Annotated in this window: 11 protein-coding genes; 4 read left to right on the top strand and 7 right to left on the bottom strand. The window is 69.9% G+C overall.

All coding sequences use genetic code 11. From position 1 onward, the window contains the following. Positions 1 to 60: 60 nt before the first annotated feature. Positions 61 to 1,713, bottom strand: a complete 1,653-nt coding sequence (locus F8O03_RS03315; RefSeq protein ID WP_151422347.1) for a cell division protein PerM — start codon at positions 1,711 to 1,713, stop codon at positions 61 to 63. Between the two features lie 32 nt (positions 1,714 to 1,745). Here F8O03_RS03315 and F8O03_RS03310 point away from each other — a divergent pair, with 32 nt between their 5' ends. Beyond that, positions 1,746 to 2,111, top strand: a complete 366-nt coding sequence (locus tag F8O03_RS03310) for a chorismate mutase (protein ID WP_151422346.1) — start codon at positions 1,746 to 1,748, stop codon at positions 2,109 to 2,111. A 281-nt stretch (positions 2,112 to 2,392) separates the two neighbouring features. Here the strand turns inward: F8O03_RS03310 and F8O03_RS03305 are convergent, their stop codons facing one another. From F8O03_RS03305 to F8O03_RS03285, 5 genes are all read right to left on the bottom strand, one after another. Then, a complete protein-coding gene (locus F8O03_RS03305) occupies positions 2,393 to 4,228 on the bottom strand; it encodes an ABC transporter ATP-binding protein (protein WP_151422344.1) in 1,836 nt (611 codons plus the stop codon). After that, complete coding sequence (locus F8O03_RS03300) at positions 4,225 to 6,168, bottom strand: ABC transporter ATP-binding protein/permease (protein ID WP_167516451.1); 1,944 nt, start codon at positions 6,166 to 6,168, stop codon at positions 4,225 to 4,227. The genes F8O03_RS03305 and F8O03_RS03300 overlap by 4 nt, the downstream gene beginning before the upstream one ends. Positions 6,169 to 6,373: 205 nt before the next feature. Further along, a complete protein-coding gene (sucD, locus tag F8O03_RS03295) occupies positions 6,374 to 7,258 on the bottom strand; it encodes a succinate--CoA ligase subunit alpha (RefSeq protein WP_104253990.1) in 885 nt (294 codons plus the stop codon). A gap of 32 nt (positions 7,259 to 7,290) precedes the next feature. Continuing rightward, complete coding sequence (sucC, locus tag F8O03_RS03290) at positions 7,291 to 8,460, bottom strand: ADP-forming succinate--CoA ligase subunit beta (protein ID WP_151422340.1); 1,170 nt, start codon at positions 8,458 to 8,460, stop codon at positions 7,291 to 7,293. Between the two features lie 165 nt (positions 8,461 to 8,625). Further along, complete coding sequence (locus F8O03_RS03285) at positions 8,626 to 11,085, bottom strand: ATP-dependent helicase (RefSeq protein WP_151422339.1); 2,460 nt, start codon at positions 11,083 to 11,085, stop codon at positions 8,626 to 8,628. Positions 11,086 to 11,143: 58 nt separating this feature from the next. Here F8O03_RS03285 and F8O03_RS03280 point away from each other — a divergent pair, with 58 nt between their 5' ends. After that, a complete protein-coding gene (locus F8O03_RS03280; protein WP_151422338.1) occupies positions 11,144 to 12,103 on the top strand; it encodes an aldo/keto reductase in 960 nt (319 codons plus the stop codon). Between the two features lie 154 nt (positions 12,104 to 12,257). On the opposite strand, the gene F8O03_RS03275 is transcribed toward F8O03_RS03280, so the two are convergent. Beyond that, complete coding sequence (locus F8O03_RS03275) at positions 12,258 to 13,283, bottom strand: glycerophosphodiester phosphodiesterase family protein (protein ID WP_151422337.1); 1,026 nt, start codon at positions 13,281 to 13,283, stop codon at positions 12,258 to 12,260. Positions 13,284 to 13,321: 38 nt separating this feature from the next. Between F8O03_RS03275 and F8O03_RS03270 the strand changes: the two genes are divergently transcribed. Continuing rightward, positions 13,322 to 13,741 carry a DUF3054 domain-containing protein gene (locus F8O03_RS03270; RefSeq protein ID WP_151422336.1) on the top strand — a complete coding sequence of 140 codons (420 nt, stop codon included), beginning with the start codon at positions 13,322 to 13,324 and terminating at the stop codon, positions 13,739 to 13,741. A 108-nt stretch (positions 13,742 to 13,849) separates the two neighbouring features. Beyond that, complete coding sequence (locus F8O03_RS03265) at positions 13,850 to 14,728, top strand: Bax inhibitor-1/YccA family protein (RefSeq protein ID WP_151422335.1); 879 nt, start codon at positions 13,850 to 13,852, stop codon at positions 14,726 to 14,728. The last annotated feature ends 50 nt before the right edge of the window (positions 14,729 to 14,778 follow it).

Here is a 14,778-nt window from a genome sequence, read left to right as displayed (position 1 = left end):
GTCAGTCTAGTCGAGTGGCGATTCCCGTCATCTCGAGAGACGTCGCAGGTCGCGGCATCGTCAGTCGTCGATGTCGATATCGGCGTAGATGTCTGGCTCGTCGTCGTAGCGCGGGTTCTCGACCTTGAGCCGCTTGGCGCGGCGGATCTCCGACGTCTGGCGTTCCGCCGGCGGGTCGTCGGCCCGCACCTCGAGCGCGCTCCCGGGCTTCTTCTCGCTCTCACCCGGGTCCTCGAAGCGCTTCGAGACGGCGTCAGCCACCCAGGGGCGCTCGTCGGCGCTGTCTCTGGACGCGCGACGCTTCACGGCAGACGCCTTGGCCGCGGCGCTTGGGTCCTTCCCGGACGAAGCCGGTGCAGTCGAAGCGCCTGCAGGCGCATCTCGCTTCGCGGCGTTCGCACCGGCGCGCGAACTCGCCGTGCTTGACCCTGCCTTCGTCTTTGCCTTCGCCTTCGCCGTCGATGTCGCGTCCGCCGGCTCGTCGTCCTCCCGCGCATCGCGGCGGCGGTCGGACTCTTCCGCATCGTCGTCGAGCTCCTCGGCAGAGAGCGGCACGAGCGCGCCGACCAGCGCTCCGAGCACCAGGGTCCCGAACGCACTCGCGCCGGTGAGCAGAGGGAAGGGTCCGACATCGGCCAGCCGCCCGGGGCCGACGGAGCCCCCCGCGGCGAGTGCCAGGACCCCGATAGCGACAGCGGCGACACCGGCGGCGACCAGCGCGACCGAGATGCGCGACCACACCCCGCGGGCGGCGCCAGCTGGCGCGTGCATCCGTACGCCCACCATCGCCGCGAGGCCGACCAGCACGGGTACCGCGATGACGGAGATGGCGAGCAGCGGCGGCGAGGCTGGGATCGCGCCGAGGAGCGGCACGACCGGCATCGGGCCGACCAGGGTCTCGGTCGGGGTGACGCTCGAACCGGTGCCGAGCGCGAAGCCGGTGCCGAGCATCCACGCAGCCGACCAGACGACGCCGTTGACGGCGATCACGAGCTGGCTGAGGCCCACGACGATCGCGCTGGTCACGTCGAGCGGCAGCGACTGGAACAGGGCCAGGATGCTCGCGAGGCCAACCACAACGGCGAGGACGAGCAGCACTGCACCAGCTCCCAGCACGCCGGTGATCATGATGCCGGCGGCCCGGAGCCCCTGCGTGAGCAGCGCGTGGCCGCGCGCTTCGAGGCTCGAGACGGCGGCTTCGATGGGGGCGACCTGCCATGCCCTGGCTCCGATGAACGCGGAGGCAAGGAAGATGACGGCGCCGACGATCGTGGTCTGCCAGACGCCGATATCGATACCACGACCGGTCGCGGCGACCGAGACGCCGGCGGCACAGGCGGAGAAGACCGCCGTCGTGAAGAGGAGGCCAGGCCAGACCATGTCGGAACCGGCACGGATGCGCACGCCCGTCACGCGAGCCAGCCACACGGTGACGAGCGTCAGGCCAAGCGGCATGACCCGCACCGTGAAGGCCATCGCCTCGCTGCCAGCAGGCAGGAGGCCTGAGCTCGGGTCGATCGCGGCGTTCACGAAGCCGCCGAGGGACAGCGCCCAGATGGCGGCCGCGTACTGGAACCCGGCGAGGAAATCACTGCCGAAGCCAGCCGTCGCCAACTGCACCGCGACGACCGCGATCAGCGGGACGCCGAGGCCGACCGCGGCCGCGACAAGCGCGTCGACGGCCGAGTACAAGTACGTGATCGGGCGAGGCATAGCACCCCGACGATAGCCGCTAACCTGCCGGAATGACTGGATCAACAGGCCCGCACGACATGACCGGCATCCGCGCCGCGATCGACGCCCTCGACGCGCAGATCGTTGCCCTCATCGGCCAGCGGCAGCGCTGGGTGGAGCGTGCAGCCGTCGCGAAACGAGGGCAGGACCAGGGTGCCGTGCGCGCTCCGGCGCGTGTGGACCAGGTCATCTCCAAGGTGCGCGGGCTTGCCGAGTCGGCCGACGCATCACCTGACGTCGTCGAGGCCACCTACCGAGCCATGATCGGCGCGTTCATCGACCTCGAGCTGCGCGAGCACGCTGGCGAGGCCACCCTCGGCTCCGCTTCGGCCGCAGCGCCGGACTCGGATCCGGACCGAGCGCCAGCCTCGGCCTGACCAACGTCCGGGATCGTTCCGCCCGCGGACGAGCGGAGGCATCTCTCCGACGCCAGTCATCACGCGGCCTGGCCACGCTCGCGGCGGCGATTCCGCGAACGGCTGACCAACATCAGTGCGATATCAGCCAGAATCGGCCGCTCAAGCCGCGATCGCTGCGATGCTGCACTGATGTTGGCCAGGACAACCGGTGACCCGCTGGGCGCACGCGCGGATCGGCGGCTCGCCGTGCAGACGGGCAGCGCGCACACGGCGTGCAGACGTCGATGCGGCGCGGCTGATCAGCGCTCGAGGAGCTGCTGGAAGGGGCCGCCCGCGTGGCGAAGCCGCTCGGGTGACCCGACCTCGACGATGCGCCCGGCGTCGAGGACCAGCACGCGGTCGGTGTCGCCGAGCGTGTCGATGCGGTGGCTGATCTCGAGGATGCTGCGTCCGGCGGCCCACTCGGCGAGGCGCTCGCGAACGGTCTGCTCGGTTGCCGCGTCGAGCGCGCTGGTCGCCTCGTCGAGCACCAGGAGCTCCGGGTCGGCCAGCACGGCTCGCGCGATCGCGACGCGCTGGCGTTGTCCGCCGGAGAGCCCTCCGCCGCGTTCCCGGACCGGGGTGTCCAGTCCCTTCGGCTGCTGCATGACCCACTCGTCGAGCGCTGCGACGCGCAGTGCGGCGAGGATCTCCTCGTCGCTCGCGTCGGGCCTCGCGAGCGCCACATTCTGGCCGACCGTGCCGTCGCTCAGGTAGGGGCGCTGGGGGACGAGGGCCGTCCGGGTTCGAAGCTCGTCGAGCGGGATGCGCTGCAGCGGCTCGGGCCCGGCGCCGCGTCGAAGTGAGACCACCCCTCCGAGTGGGTCCCAGAACCGGAGGGCGAGGGAGGCGATGGTCGACTTGCCGCTTCCGGAGGGGCCGACGACGGTCAGGTGCTCCCCGGTGCGCAGGTCGAAGGTGACATCGTCGAGGACGACCCGACTGGGGGCGGCGTGGGCTTCCGAATTCGAGCCGACTCCCTCCGGATACGCGAACGTGACTCCATCGAAGGCGAGCGCCACGGGATGCTCGCGGTGCTCCTGCCGAGCGGAATCGGCCTGGCCGGCTCCACCGGGCTGCGCGAGTGCATCCGTCACGATCGGCGGCCGCTCGATGACCTCGTAGAGGCGCGCGGCGCTTGCGAACGACGCGTTGAGGTCGGTCACGAAGCTCTCCACGGCGCGGGTCGGCACGAAGAGGCCGATGGCGACGGCGAGGGCGACGAGCAGCTGGGACCAGATCAGCTCACCGGCAGCAACGCCCGCGCTCCCGACGAGGAGTGCCGCTAGCACGGACCCCCACTGGAGCAGCAGGACGAGCGCACCTCGGACCGCGGAGATCCGGGCAGCGAGCAGCGATGAGCGAGCGCCGGACTCGCTCCGCGCGTCCATGTCGTCGAGGCGTGCTGCCGTGTGCTCGAAGGCGAGCACCTCGCGGACCCCTTGCACCGAGTCGCTGACGTGCTGCGCGACGGCTCCCTTCGCCGCGACCGCGTCTCGCGATGCCCGCCAGCTCGCCCCGCCGCCGAGCGCTGGGACGACCAGCACGACGAAGATGACGAATGGCGCGATGGCAGATGCCAGGATCGCGTCCTGCGTACCGCCGAGCCAGGCGAGCGCGATGGCGGGCACCAGCACCGCAGAGAGAGCCGGCGGCGCCGTGTGCGCGAAGAAGACCTCGACGCGGTCGATGTCGCGGGTGGCGCGCTCGCTCAGCTCGCCACTGCCCGCCCCCTCTGTGGCCGCGGGAGCCTGCGGCGCGAGGCGTGCGTAGAAGAGGTCGCGGAGTCGAGCGAGCGCCGCGAACGCGACGAAATGCCCGCTGAACTGCTCGAGGTACCGCAGCACCGCCTTCGCCAGCGCGAGGACGACCATCGTCACGACCGTGGCGGAGAGCGAGAGCTGTCCGGAGACCCCGAGCACCGCGACGACGAGGATCGCAATGCCTGCCAGCTGGCCGACGACTCGCAGCACGGTCGCCAGGGCGAGCGGCCACAGCAGCGGCGCCGTCTGGCGCAGGAGCCAGGCGACCAGCTGGGGCCGGCTCGGCCGCGCCGGCTCGCGCTGCTGCGCCGCTGGAGTGGTCACGGTGCTCATCGGTGCTCCCCCGTTCCGCTGGCGGTCTTGGAGCCGTGCTGCCCGGGAGCCGAGGGTTCATCCGCAACCCCGCGGGAGTGCGAGGGCCCGCTGGCAGGTTCGTGGCGCTCGGAGCGGGCGGCGCCGAGGCTGATGACGCGGTCGGCGGCCAGGATGCTCGTCGGCCGGTGAGAGACCATGACCACGGTCCGCCCCTCGGCCAGCCGTGCGAGGGCACGTGTGATGAGGCGCTCGGAGCGCAGGTCGACCTGCGCCGTCGGCTCGTCCAGCAGCAGCACACTCGCATCGCGGAGGAACGCCCGCGCGATTGCGACACGCTGCGCTTGGCCCCCCGAGATGGCGAGTCCGCTCTCGCCGACCTGCGTCGCGAGGCCGTCCGGCGCACGCTCGAGGTCGTCGCGCAGCTCGGCCGCGTCGAGTGCGGCCCACAGCTCGTCGTCGCTTGCGTCCGGCTTCGCGACCCGCAGGTTCTCTGCGACGGAGCCCGTGAAGAGGAACGTGCTCTGCTCGACGACGGCGAGTTCGGCTCGCGCGTCTGCGCTTCCTGCGAGCGCTCCCCCGATGAGCACTGTCCCTTCGCGAGGCGCGAGCAACCCCTGGGCGAGGGTCAGCAGCGTCGACTTGCCCGAACCGCTCGGCCCGGTGATGACGACCCGCTCACCGGCCTCGACGCGGAGCGAGTAGTCGCTGAGGATGTTCGGCGCCCGGTCGTAGCCTGCGGTGACGCCCCGGAGTTCCAGGGCGGCGTGCACAGCTGCGGTCGCGGCTGCATCCGTCGCTTGGCCGCCTGCGTCTCGGCTCGGCCGCGCCGCGATGGCCGCGCTCAGCTCGCGCTCCGCGCCTCGTCCGGTCATGCCGATGTAGAAGAACTGGCCGACGATGTCGACCGGGCCCGTCAGCAAGGTCGACAGCAGCACGATCGCGACTGCCTGCCCAGGCGTGATCGCGCCGTCGCCGAGGCGCCACACGGCGAGCGCGGCGGCGCCCGTGATCATGGCGAGCGAGAACACGGCGTCGACGGCCAGGATCAGCACCTGGTTGCCAGCGAGCAGCCGCATGACGTTGCGCCGGTTCTGCTCGCCGCGGACCCGGAGCTCGTCCCCCGTGCGCGTCGCGGCGCGGTTGAGCGTGAGCGTGGTGAGGCCCTGGATGGCGCTCAGGAACGCCGCGGAGAGCTGCCCCGCGCTGCGCCGATAGGCGCCGGTCGAGGAGCGGAACGCGCGCTGCACCCCGACGATGATGAGCGGGATGAGCGGAACGAGCAGGAGGAGCAGCCCGGCCGTGACCGGGTCGATCGCGGTGGCGATGACCGCGAGGACGAGGAGTGGCGTCGTGAGGGACGCGATGATGGGGCCGAGGAAGCCGGCGCGGTAGGCGGCCGCGCGTTCGACGGATGCGGTGGCGCGGCTGACGAGCGAGCCTGTGCGCTCCCGACCGAGCGCGAGGGGCCCGATGGTGAAGAACTGGCCGACGAGGAGGCGGCGGAGCGCGCGTTCGGTTGCGCTCTTGCTGCGCTGGACGAGCATCGTCGAGGCCGCCGTCACGGCGGAGGCGATGAGGACCAGGACCACGAGCAGCGCGACGGTGCCGCGGCTCGGGGACTCGTGGTTCAGGACACCGTCGAGCACTCCCCCGACGAGCAGCAGCGTGAAGGCGAGCGCGAGGGCCTGCAGCCAGCCGAGCGCCAGCGGCCCGGCGATGCGGGACCTCGGGGTCGCCGCGACGACCCGCGGGTCGAGCGGGACGGATGCGGCGCCCGGGTGGCCGCCGGGGCGGCCAGTCGACCCGTCGCCACGATGCCCTCCGGCGACTCCGGCGACTCCGGCGGGTCCGGCCGGGCGCCCAGCGGGCGCGGGGCCTGGGCGCGTCCCGGACTGCCCGCCCGGATGCGCGCCGGTGTGACCATGCGGTCGTGCGGGGGCCGACTCTGGTCGTGGCACGTGCATCCTGTCTCGAGTCCTGACCCGACGGCGTGATTCCGGCGGACGTTCACGCGCGCGACGCGACGCGGGGGCGTCGACTCGCGGTGAGACGAATGGGCTGCAGCCCGTGTTTCCACGTGTGGCTGCAGCCCACTTCGTCGTGTGCAGAGCTGCCGCTCTGCGCTGGTTGCGGGGCGCCTGGCGGCGCCCGGCCGCTCGCTCGCTAGAGCGCTGCGTAGACCTCGCGGAGGAGGTTGGCCGTCTCGGTGGGTGTCGTGCCCACGCGAACGCCGGCGGCCTCGAGGGCCTCCTTCTTCGCCTGAGCGGTGCCCGCGGAGCCGGTGACGATGGCGCCTGCGTGGCCCATGGTCTTGCCCTCGGGGGCCGTGAAGCCTGCGACGTAGCCGACGACGGGCTTGGTCACGTGTGCCTTGATGTACTCGGCCGCACGCTCTTCGGCGTCGCCGCCGATCTCGCCGATCATGACGATCGCCTTGGTCTCGGGGTCAGCCTCGAACGCCTCGAGCGCGTCGATGTGCGTCGTGCCGATGACCGGGTCGCCGCCGATGCCGATGGCGGTCGAGATGCCGAGGTCGCGGAGCTCGTACATCATCTGGTAGGTGAGCGTGCCCGACTTCGAGACGAGGCCGATGGGGCCAGCACCTGTGATGTTCGCGGGCGTGATGCCGGCGAGCGACTTCTCCGGCGAGATGATGCCGGGGCAGTTCGGGCCGATGAGGCGGGTCTTGCCGACGCTCTGCGCGTGCGACCACGCCTCGGAGGAGTCCTTGACCGGGATGCCCTCGGTGATGGCGACGGCCAGCGGGATCTCCGCGTCGATGGCTTCGATGATGGCGTCCTTGGCGAAGGCCGGCGGCACGAAGATGACGGTGACGTTGGCGCCGGTGGCCTCGATGGCCTCCTTCACGGTGCCGAAGATGGGGAGTTCCTTGCCCGCGAGCTCGAGCGTCTGCCCGGCCTTGCGAGGGTTGGTGCCGCCGACGATGTTGGAGCCGGCTTCGAGCATGCGCGTGGCGTGCTTGGAGCCCTCCGAGCCGGTGATGCCCTGAACGATGATCTTGGAGTTCTCGTCGAGGAAGATCGACATTGTTGTTCCTTCTCTGCTTTTCTTCTGGCGACTCAGGCGCGGGCGGCGAGTTCGGCGGCCTTGTCGGCTGCCTCGTCCATGGTGGCGACGACGGTCACGAGGGAGTGGTTCGCCTCGGCGAGGATGCGACGGCCCTCCTCGACGTTGTTGCCGTCGATGCGGACGACGATCTGCTTGGTGGCCGCGTCGCCGAGCGTGTTGAGGGCGCCCACGATGCCGTTGGCGACGGCGTCGCACGACGTGATGCCGCCGAAGACGTTCACGAAGACCGACTTGACCTGCTCGTCGCCGAGGATGACGTCGAGACCGGCGGCCATGACCTCAGCGGATGCTCCGCCTCCGATGTCGAGGAAGTTGGCGGGCTTCTGTCCGCCGTGCTTCTCGCCGGCGCCGGCGACGACGTCGAGCGTCGACATGACAAGGCCTGCGCCGTTGCCGATGATGCCGACGGATCCGTCGAGCTTCACGTAGTTGAGGTCGTGGGCCTTGGCCTTGACCTCGAGCGGGTCGAGTCCGCCTGCTGCCTCGGCGAGCGCGACGTGGTCTGCGTGACGGAACTCGGCGTTCTCGTCGATCGTGACCTTGCCGTCGAGTGCGACGATGTCGCCACCCTTGGTGAGCACCAGCGGGTTGACCTCGACGAGCGTCGCGTCTTCCTGGTTGTACACCTCGTAGAGCTTGACGAAGACGTCGGCGACCTTCGCGACGAGCTCCTCCGGGAAGTTCGCGGCGCGCGCGATCTCTTCCGCCTTGGCTGCGTCGATGCCACGGATGGGGTCGACGGCGATGCGTGCGAGCGCCTCGGGCTTCTCGACGGCGAGCTGCTCGATCTCCATGCCGCCTTCGACGCTCGCCATGGCGAGGTACGAGCGGTTGGCACGGTCGAGGAGCACGGAGAAGTAGAACTCCTGGTCGATGTCCGCGCCCTGCGCGATCATGACCTTCTCGACGACGTGGCCCTTGATGTCGAGGCCGAGGATGGCCTCCGCAGCGGTGAACGCCTCATCTGGGGTCTTCGCGAGCTTGACGCCGCCGGCCTTGCCTCGGCCGCCGACCTTGACCTGTGCCTTGACGACGGTCACGCCACCGATCTTCTCGGCTGCGGCCTTCGCCTCCTCGGGCGTGTAGGCCACGAGTCCCTGGAGAACTGGAACACCGTGGGCGTCGAATACATCTCGCGCCTGGTACTCAAAGAGATCCACGTTTCATCCCATCCGCGACGCGTCGTCGCGTTCGTTCGCCCGAGCCTTCGGATTCTCGCGCTCGAGCCTTCAGAATTTGCAGAGCGGACCGCATCGCCGGCAGGCAGTGTGTGCCCGCCGCCCGGCTAAACACGTCCGTCGTCCAGCCTAGTGCCAGCACGCGCCTCAGTTGGTCAGCTTCTCGATCGGTGCGAGTTTCACGAGCAACTTCTTGCGCCCGGCGCTGTCGAAGTCGACCTCCGCGATGCGTTTCGCCTCGCTGCCGAGGATCGCACGCACCGTGCCCTCACCGAAGTCGACGTGGGAGATCCGATCGCCGGCGACGAGCTCCATGCCGCTGTTGTCGCGCATCTGCCCCGTGACCTCGTTGATCCACTTCTGCTTCGGCTTGGCCTTGGGGGCCGTCTCTCGGCCCGCGTCGGAGTCTCGGAAGCGGACGGCGCTGGAGAAGCCAGCGCTGCCCGCATCTGAGGAGCTCCTGCCGTAGCCACCGGCCGTTCCATAGCCTTCGCTGCCGAGCGGCTTGCGTGCTGAGGCGACAGATCGCTGCTCGTAGCCGCCGCGGCCGCCCGCGGCACCGGGTGAGACCCGCCACTCGATGAGCTCCTCGGGAATCTCCTGCAGGTAGCGGCTCGGGAGCGACGCCGCGGTCTCGCCGAACTGCGAGCGCATCATGGCCAGCGAGAGGTGGAGGCGCTTGCGGGCGCGCGTGATGCCGACGTAGAACAGGCGCCGCTCTTCCGCTGGCCCGCCCGGCTCATCGGCCGCGATGCGGTGCGGCAGCAGCTCCTCCTCGACGCCCGTGATGAAGACCGAGTCGTACTCGAGCCCCTTCGCGGTGTGGAGCGTCATGAGCACGACCGCGCCGGACTCGTCGATGAGGTCGTCTGCGGCTGCGACGAGCGCGACGTCGGTGAGGAAGTCGATGACCGAGCCGCCAGCGTTGTTCTTGTCGAACTCGGCCGCGACGGAGATGAGCTCCTCGACGTTCTCGGCGCGCGCCTCGTCCTGCGGGTTGCCGGTCTGGAGCAGCTTCTCGAGGTACCCCGTGCCCTTGACGATGGTCTTGAGCGTCTGGCTGACCGTCTTGCGGCCGGTCGGCGAGTCGATGTCGAGGCCGGCCGTCGCGTCGTCGAGCAGCTTCGCGAGCTGAGCGATCGCGCCAGTGACCTTGGGGCCGAGCCCGAGCTCGCCAGCACGTCGCATGGCGTCTCGGAACGTGATGCCGTACTTGTTCGCGAAGTCCCAGATCGCCGTCTCCGTGGCCGGGCCGATCGAGCGCTTCGGGGAGTTGAGGATGCGTCTCGTCGACATCTCGTCGGCCGGGTTGACGAGGGCGGTCAGGTAGGCGATGAGGTCTTTGATCTCAGCGCGCTCGTAGAACTTCGTGCCGCCCACGAGGCGGTACGGCACGGCGGAGCGGATGAAGATCTCCTCCAGCGCACGCGTCTGCGCGTTGGTGCGGTAGAAGACGGCCATGTCGTTGTAGCTCTGGCCGGCGTCGCGGAGCTTGTGGATCTCGTCGGCCACGAACTGCGCCTCGTCGTGCGCCGAGAACCCGGTGAAGCCGACGATCTTCGCGCCCTCGCCGCCGTCGGACCAGAGCTTCTTGTCGACGCGGTCGAAGTTGTTGCGGATGACGGCGTTGGCTGCCGAGAGGATGTTCTGCGTCGAGCGGTAGTTCTGCTCGAGCAGCACGACCTTGGCGTTCGAGAAGTCGCGCTCGAACTCGCTGATGTTGCGGATGTCGGCACCGCGGAAGGCGTAGATCGACTGATCGGAGTCGCCGACGACCGTGAGCGACGCGCCGGGGATGCCGCCGCGCTCGTCGAGCTCCATTCGGGTGTCGGGCGGCACGTGCTGCGGCTCGACGGGCCTCGTGAGCTCCCGGATGAGCGAGTACTGGGCGTGGTTCGTGTCCTGGTACTCGTCGACGAGCACGTGGCGGAACCGTCGCTGGTACTGCGCCGCGATGTCGGGGAAGGCGCGCAGCATCCACACCGTCTGCGAGATGAGGTCGTCGAAGTCGAACGCGTTCGCGCGGCGCAGCGACTGCGTGTACTGCCGGTAGATGTCGAGGAACATCGCGTCGCGGGGGTCGCTCATGTTGGCCTGGCGGGCGAACCCGTCGACATCGGTGAGCTCGTTCTTGAGCTTCGAGATGCGCGACTGGACGCTCGAGACCGTGAAGCCGAGCACGTCCGCCTCGAGCGACTTCACGATGCGCTTGATGAGCGCCTTCGAGTCGGCGGAGTCGTAGATGGTGAAGCTCGTGGTGAAGCCGAACTTGTCTGCCTCACGGCGCAGGATGCGCACGCAGGCCGAGTGGAAGGTCGAGATCCACATGCCATCCGCAGCACCGCCCACGATGTGCTGGATGCGCTCGCGCATCTCGGCGGCGGCCTTGTTGGTGAAGGTGATCGCGAGGATCTGGCTCGGCCACGCCTCACGGGAGGCGATGAGGCCCGCGATGCGGTGGGTGAGCACTCGCGTCTTGCCGGAGCCCGCACCCGCCACGATGAGCAGCGCGGGGCCGCGGTAGGTGACGGCTTCCTTCTGTTGCGGATTGAGTCCGTCGAGGAGGTCGTTTTCAGAGGGATCGAAGACTGGTGGCAGTAGCGTCATGACTCGTTGATTGTAGGTGCGGCCACCGACATCGCGTGGGCCGCGGAAGGGAATCACCTTGACCACGCAGCTCTCCCCCGCCCGCCGCGCGCTCGGCGGCACGCTCTCCGTCTCCCCCGTCGCGCTCGGTGGCAACGTGTTCGGCTGGACCGCCGACCGCGACGCGTCGTTCGCGATCCTCGACGGCTACGTCGAGGCGGGTGGCAACTTCATCGATACCGCCGACGTCTATTCAGCCTGGATCCCCGGCAACTCCGGGGCCGAGTCCGAGACGATCATCGGCGAGTGGCTGCGTTCGCGCGGCCGCCCGGAGGATCTGGTCATCGCGACCAAGGTCGCGCAGTACGACAAGAGGCCCGGGCTCAGCGCCGACAACGTGCGCGCCGCGGTCGACGACAGCCTCAAGCGCCTCGGCGTGGAGCAGATCGACCTCTACTACGCGCACCGAGACGACCCGGAGACGCCCGTCGCCGAGACGGCCGGGGTCTTCTCCGAACTCGTCGATGCCGGCAAGATCGCGGCCATCGGCGTCTCGAACTACTCCCCGGCGCGCCTGCGCGAATGGCTCTCCGCCGTCGAGAGCAGCCAGCTGCACCAGCCCGCGGCCCTGCAGCCCGAGTACAACCTCCTCGAGCGTGACATCGAGGGCGAGCTCCTGCCCCTGGCCCGCGAGGCCGGCCTCGGGGTCGTCCCGTACTTCGCGCTCGCGCACGGCTTCCTGACCGGGAAGTACCGCAAGGACGTCGAGGTCGACTCGGCCCGTGCGAGCTCCGTGGAGCAGTACCGCACCGACCGCGGCTACGCGATCGTGGATGCGGTTGCGGACATCGCGCAGGCTCACGGCACCCAGCCGGGAACGGTCGCGCTCGCCTGGCTCGCGGCTCAGCCCGGCGTCGTCTCCCCGATCGCCAGCGCGCGCACCGCTGAGCAGCTGCCGCTCATCACGGACGCGTTCACGCTCGCGCTCACGGACGACGAGCTGCGCACGCTCGACCGCGTCTCCGCGAAGGCCTCCTAGGCGCAGTCAGCGCCCGACTCGCCCCTCGCTCGGCCAGAGAAGTGCGGGAGATGCAGGCTCCCGGCCTCGGGGACCTGCATCTCTCGCACGTTTCGTCCGGGTGAGGAGAGGCGGGGAGGGGAGGATGCCGTGCGCGCGGGCGCTGGTGTGAGCGCTACGCGCGCGGCGTCTGCGCATCGATGAGCGCGCGAACGCGGTCGGGCGCATCCGCGAAGACGCCGTCGACACCCGTGCGCAGGATGCCCCGCCAGTACGTCTCGGGGCGACCCGCGAGAGCCTGCGGCAAGAACACGTCCTCAGGTCGCAGGGTCCACGTGTACACCTCGAGGCCGCGGGCGTGGGCGCGCTCGACCAGCCTCCGGCCAGCCTGTGGATGCGCCGCGCTGTCCTCGTCGCGCACCCCGAGCAGCAGGTGGCTGGGGCTGATGCCGTCCGCCCACTCCGCAACCGCATCCAGCCCTGGACTCGTCAGGTCGCTCGCGTAGCTCTGCGCGTGGGCGCCGTCCCTGGCGAGCCGATCATGCGGCACACCCTCGCTCTCGAGCAGGTAGACCAACGATGCGTCGGCCGCGACCCCCCGCCGTCGAACGTCGCGCAGCACCTCGCCCTCGAAGCTCTCGATGACGAGGCCCTCGAGCGCGGGTGAGCCCCACAGCCCGGCCAGCTCGCGTTCGAGCAGCGCCGGCAGATCGAACCCGAGCCCACGGAACCAGCTGGCGTGCTTGAGCTCGATCACCAGGCGTGGCCGTGCTCCAGCCATGGTCCGCTCGTGCTCCACCAGCTGCACGAGCTCGCGAAGGCGCATCAGCGCTGACGTCCCATCGCAGACGGCGTTGACGGGGCGGATGCGAGGGATGCGCTCGAGTGCCCGCAGCGACCCGAGCTGCTCCCAGGTGAAGTCGTGCGCGAACCAGTCGGTCAGCATCCCGTCCGGTGTCGACAGGGTGCGAGCGGGCCCGAACTCGGTCGTGCGTGCGGCGATGTCGGTGCTCGCCCCGAGCATGGGCTCGTGGCGGACGAGCAGCACGCCGTCGCGGGTCGGGACGACATCCGGCTCGAGCGCATCAGCGCCCTGCCGCACGGCGAGGAGGTACCCCTCGGCCGTGTGCTCCGGCCGATACGCGGGCGCACCGCGGTGGCCGATGAGCATGGGGCACTTGTGCTGGCTTGGCGCGTTCACGCGCGCAGTGTGCCGGACCCAGGCGTACGGTTGGTGTCATGCGGCGAACACGTTCGGTCTATCGCGCTGGCGGCGGCTACGCGCTCCCCCTCATCGTCGATCTCCTCCTCGTCGTGGTGTTCGCGGTCATCGGGCGGATGAGCCACGCAGAGGGCCTCTCCCTCGCGGGAATCGTGACGACGGGCTGGCCGTTCGTCCTGGGCCTGCTTCTCGCCTGGGTGCTCGTGACGCTCTTCCGCTGGAAGCCCTGGCGCCCGTTCCCGGCCGGCGTCTTCGTGTGGGTCGTGACCGTCGGCGGCGGGATGCTGCTGCGCCTCATGATCGGCGACACCGCCGAGGTCGCCTTCATCATCGTCGCCTCCATCGTGCTCGGCGCGTTCCTCCTCCTGCCGCGTCTGCTCCTCGGCACCGGCCGCGACGCCCGCTCGACGAGCGACGCGAGGACCGCCGTCCGCTGAGGGCGCACACCTCCAAGTCGTATTCACGAACTCTTTCGTTAGAATCCCGGCAACCCCGTCTCTGGCGGGCATCTTGACCTTCGAGACAGAACGGACTCACGGACAGCCATGGCGAATTCCGCGCTAGAACGCAACCCCTACTTCAACGGGGAGGCACGCAGGCAGCACGGCCAACAGTTCGGCCAGGCGCCCACCGCTCCCTCCTACGGCAACACGCCGTCCGCGTCGGCCTACGGGCAGCAGCCTCCCGCGCCGCTCACCGCCGACCAGCTGAACGCCCAGTTCCAGGCACCGCCCGCGACACCCGACCAGATGGAGCGGATGTCCTACGAGGACACCATCGCGAAGACCGCTGGCCTCTTCGGCATCGTGCTCGTCGCGGCTGCTGTCGCCTGGTTCGTGCCGATGCTCATGATCATCGGTGCGATCGGCGCGCTCGTGCTCTCGCTCGTGCTCGCGTTCCAGCGCGAGCCCAAGACGGGCCTCATCTTCGCGTTCGCCGCGGCAGAGGGCCTCCTCGTCGGTGGCCTCTCCTCGATCCTCGAGGGGATGTTCCCTGGCATCGCCATGCAGGCGGTCCTCGCGACGTTCTCCGTGGTCGCCGTGACCCTCGTGCTGTTCCGCTTCGGCAAGGTCCGCACCTCGCCGCGCATGACCAAGATCGTGCTCGTCGCGATGCTCGGCTACGCGCTCTTCTCGCTCATCAACTTCGGCATGATGATGTTCGGCTTCGAGAGCGCCGCCGGCCCGTGGGGCATGCGCTCCATGGAGGTCTTCGGCATCCCGCTCGGCGTGATCCTCGGCATCTTCGCCGTCCTCATGGGCGCCTACATGCTCGTCATGGACTTCGAGCTCATCAAGAACGGCGTCGAGGGTGGCGCTCCCCGCAAGTACGGCTGGATCGGCGCGTACAGCCTCGTCTCCACTGTCGTGTTCATCTACGTGGAGATCATCCGCGTGCTGGCCATCCTGCGCGGCAACAACTAGCGCGGCACATCCGCTAGCGCACAGGAAGGGCCGCTCCGAGAGGAGCGGCC

It is taken from the genome of Pseudoclavibacter terrae (assembly GCF_008831075.1).
Taxonomy (GTDB): domain Bacteria; phylum Actinomycetota; class Actinomycetes; order Actinomycetales; family Microbacteriaceae; genus Pseudoclavibacter; species Pseudoclavibacter terrae.
Note: the sequence above shows the minus strand (reverse complement) of the source record. Positions and strands in the feature narration are given on the sequence as shown.

Coding starts and splice junctions, on each gene's coding strand:
- F8O03_RS03315 (WP_151422347.1), bottom strand. CDS start 1,713: ATGCCTCGCCCGATCACGTACTTGTACTCGGCCGTCGACGCGCTTGTC.
- F8O03_RS03310 (WP_151422346.1), top strand. CDS start 1,746: ATGACTGGATCAACAGGCCCGCACGACATGACCGGCATCCGCGCCGCG.
- F8O03_RS03305 (WP_151422344.1), bottom strand. CDS start 4,228: ATGAGCACCGTGACCACTCCAGCGGCGCAGCAGCGCGAGCCGGCGCGG.
- sucD (WP_104253990.1), bottom strand. CDS start 7,258: ATGTCGATCTTCCTCGACGAGAACTCCAAGATCATCGTTCAGGGCATC.
- F8O03_RS03285 (WP_151422339.1), bottom strand. CDS start 11,085: ATGACGCTACTGCCACCAGTCTTCGATCCCTCTGAAAACGACCTCCTC.
- F8O03_RS03270 (WP_151422336.1), top strand. CDS start 13,322: ATGCGGCGAACACGTTCGGTCTATCGCGCTGGCGGCGGCTACGCGCTC.
- F8O03_RS03265 (WP_151422335.1), top strand. CDS start 13,850: ATGGCGAATTCCGCGCTAGAACGCAACCCCTACTTCAACGGGGAGGCA.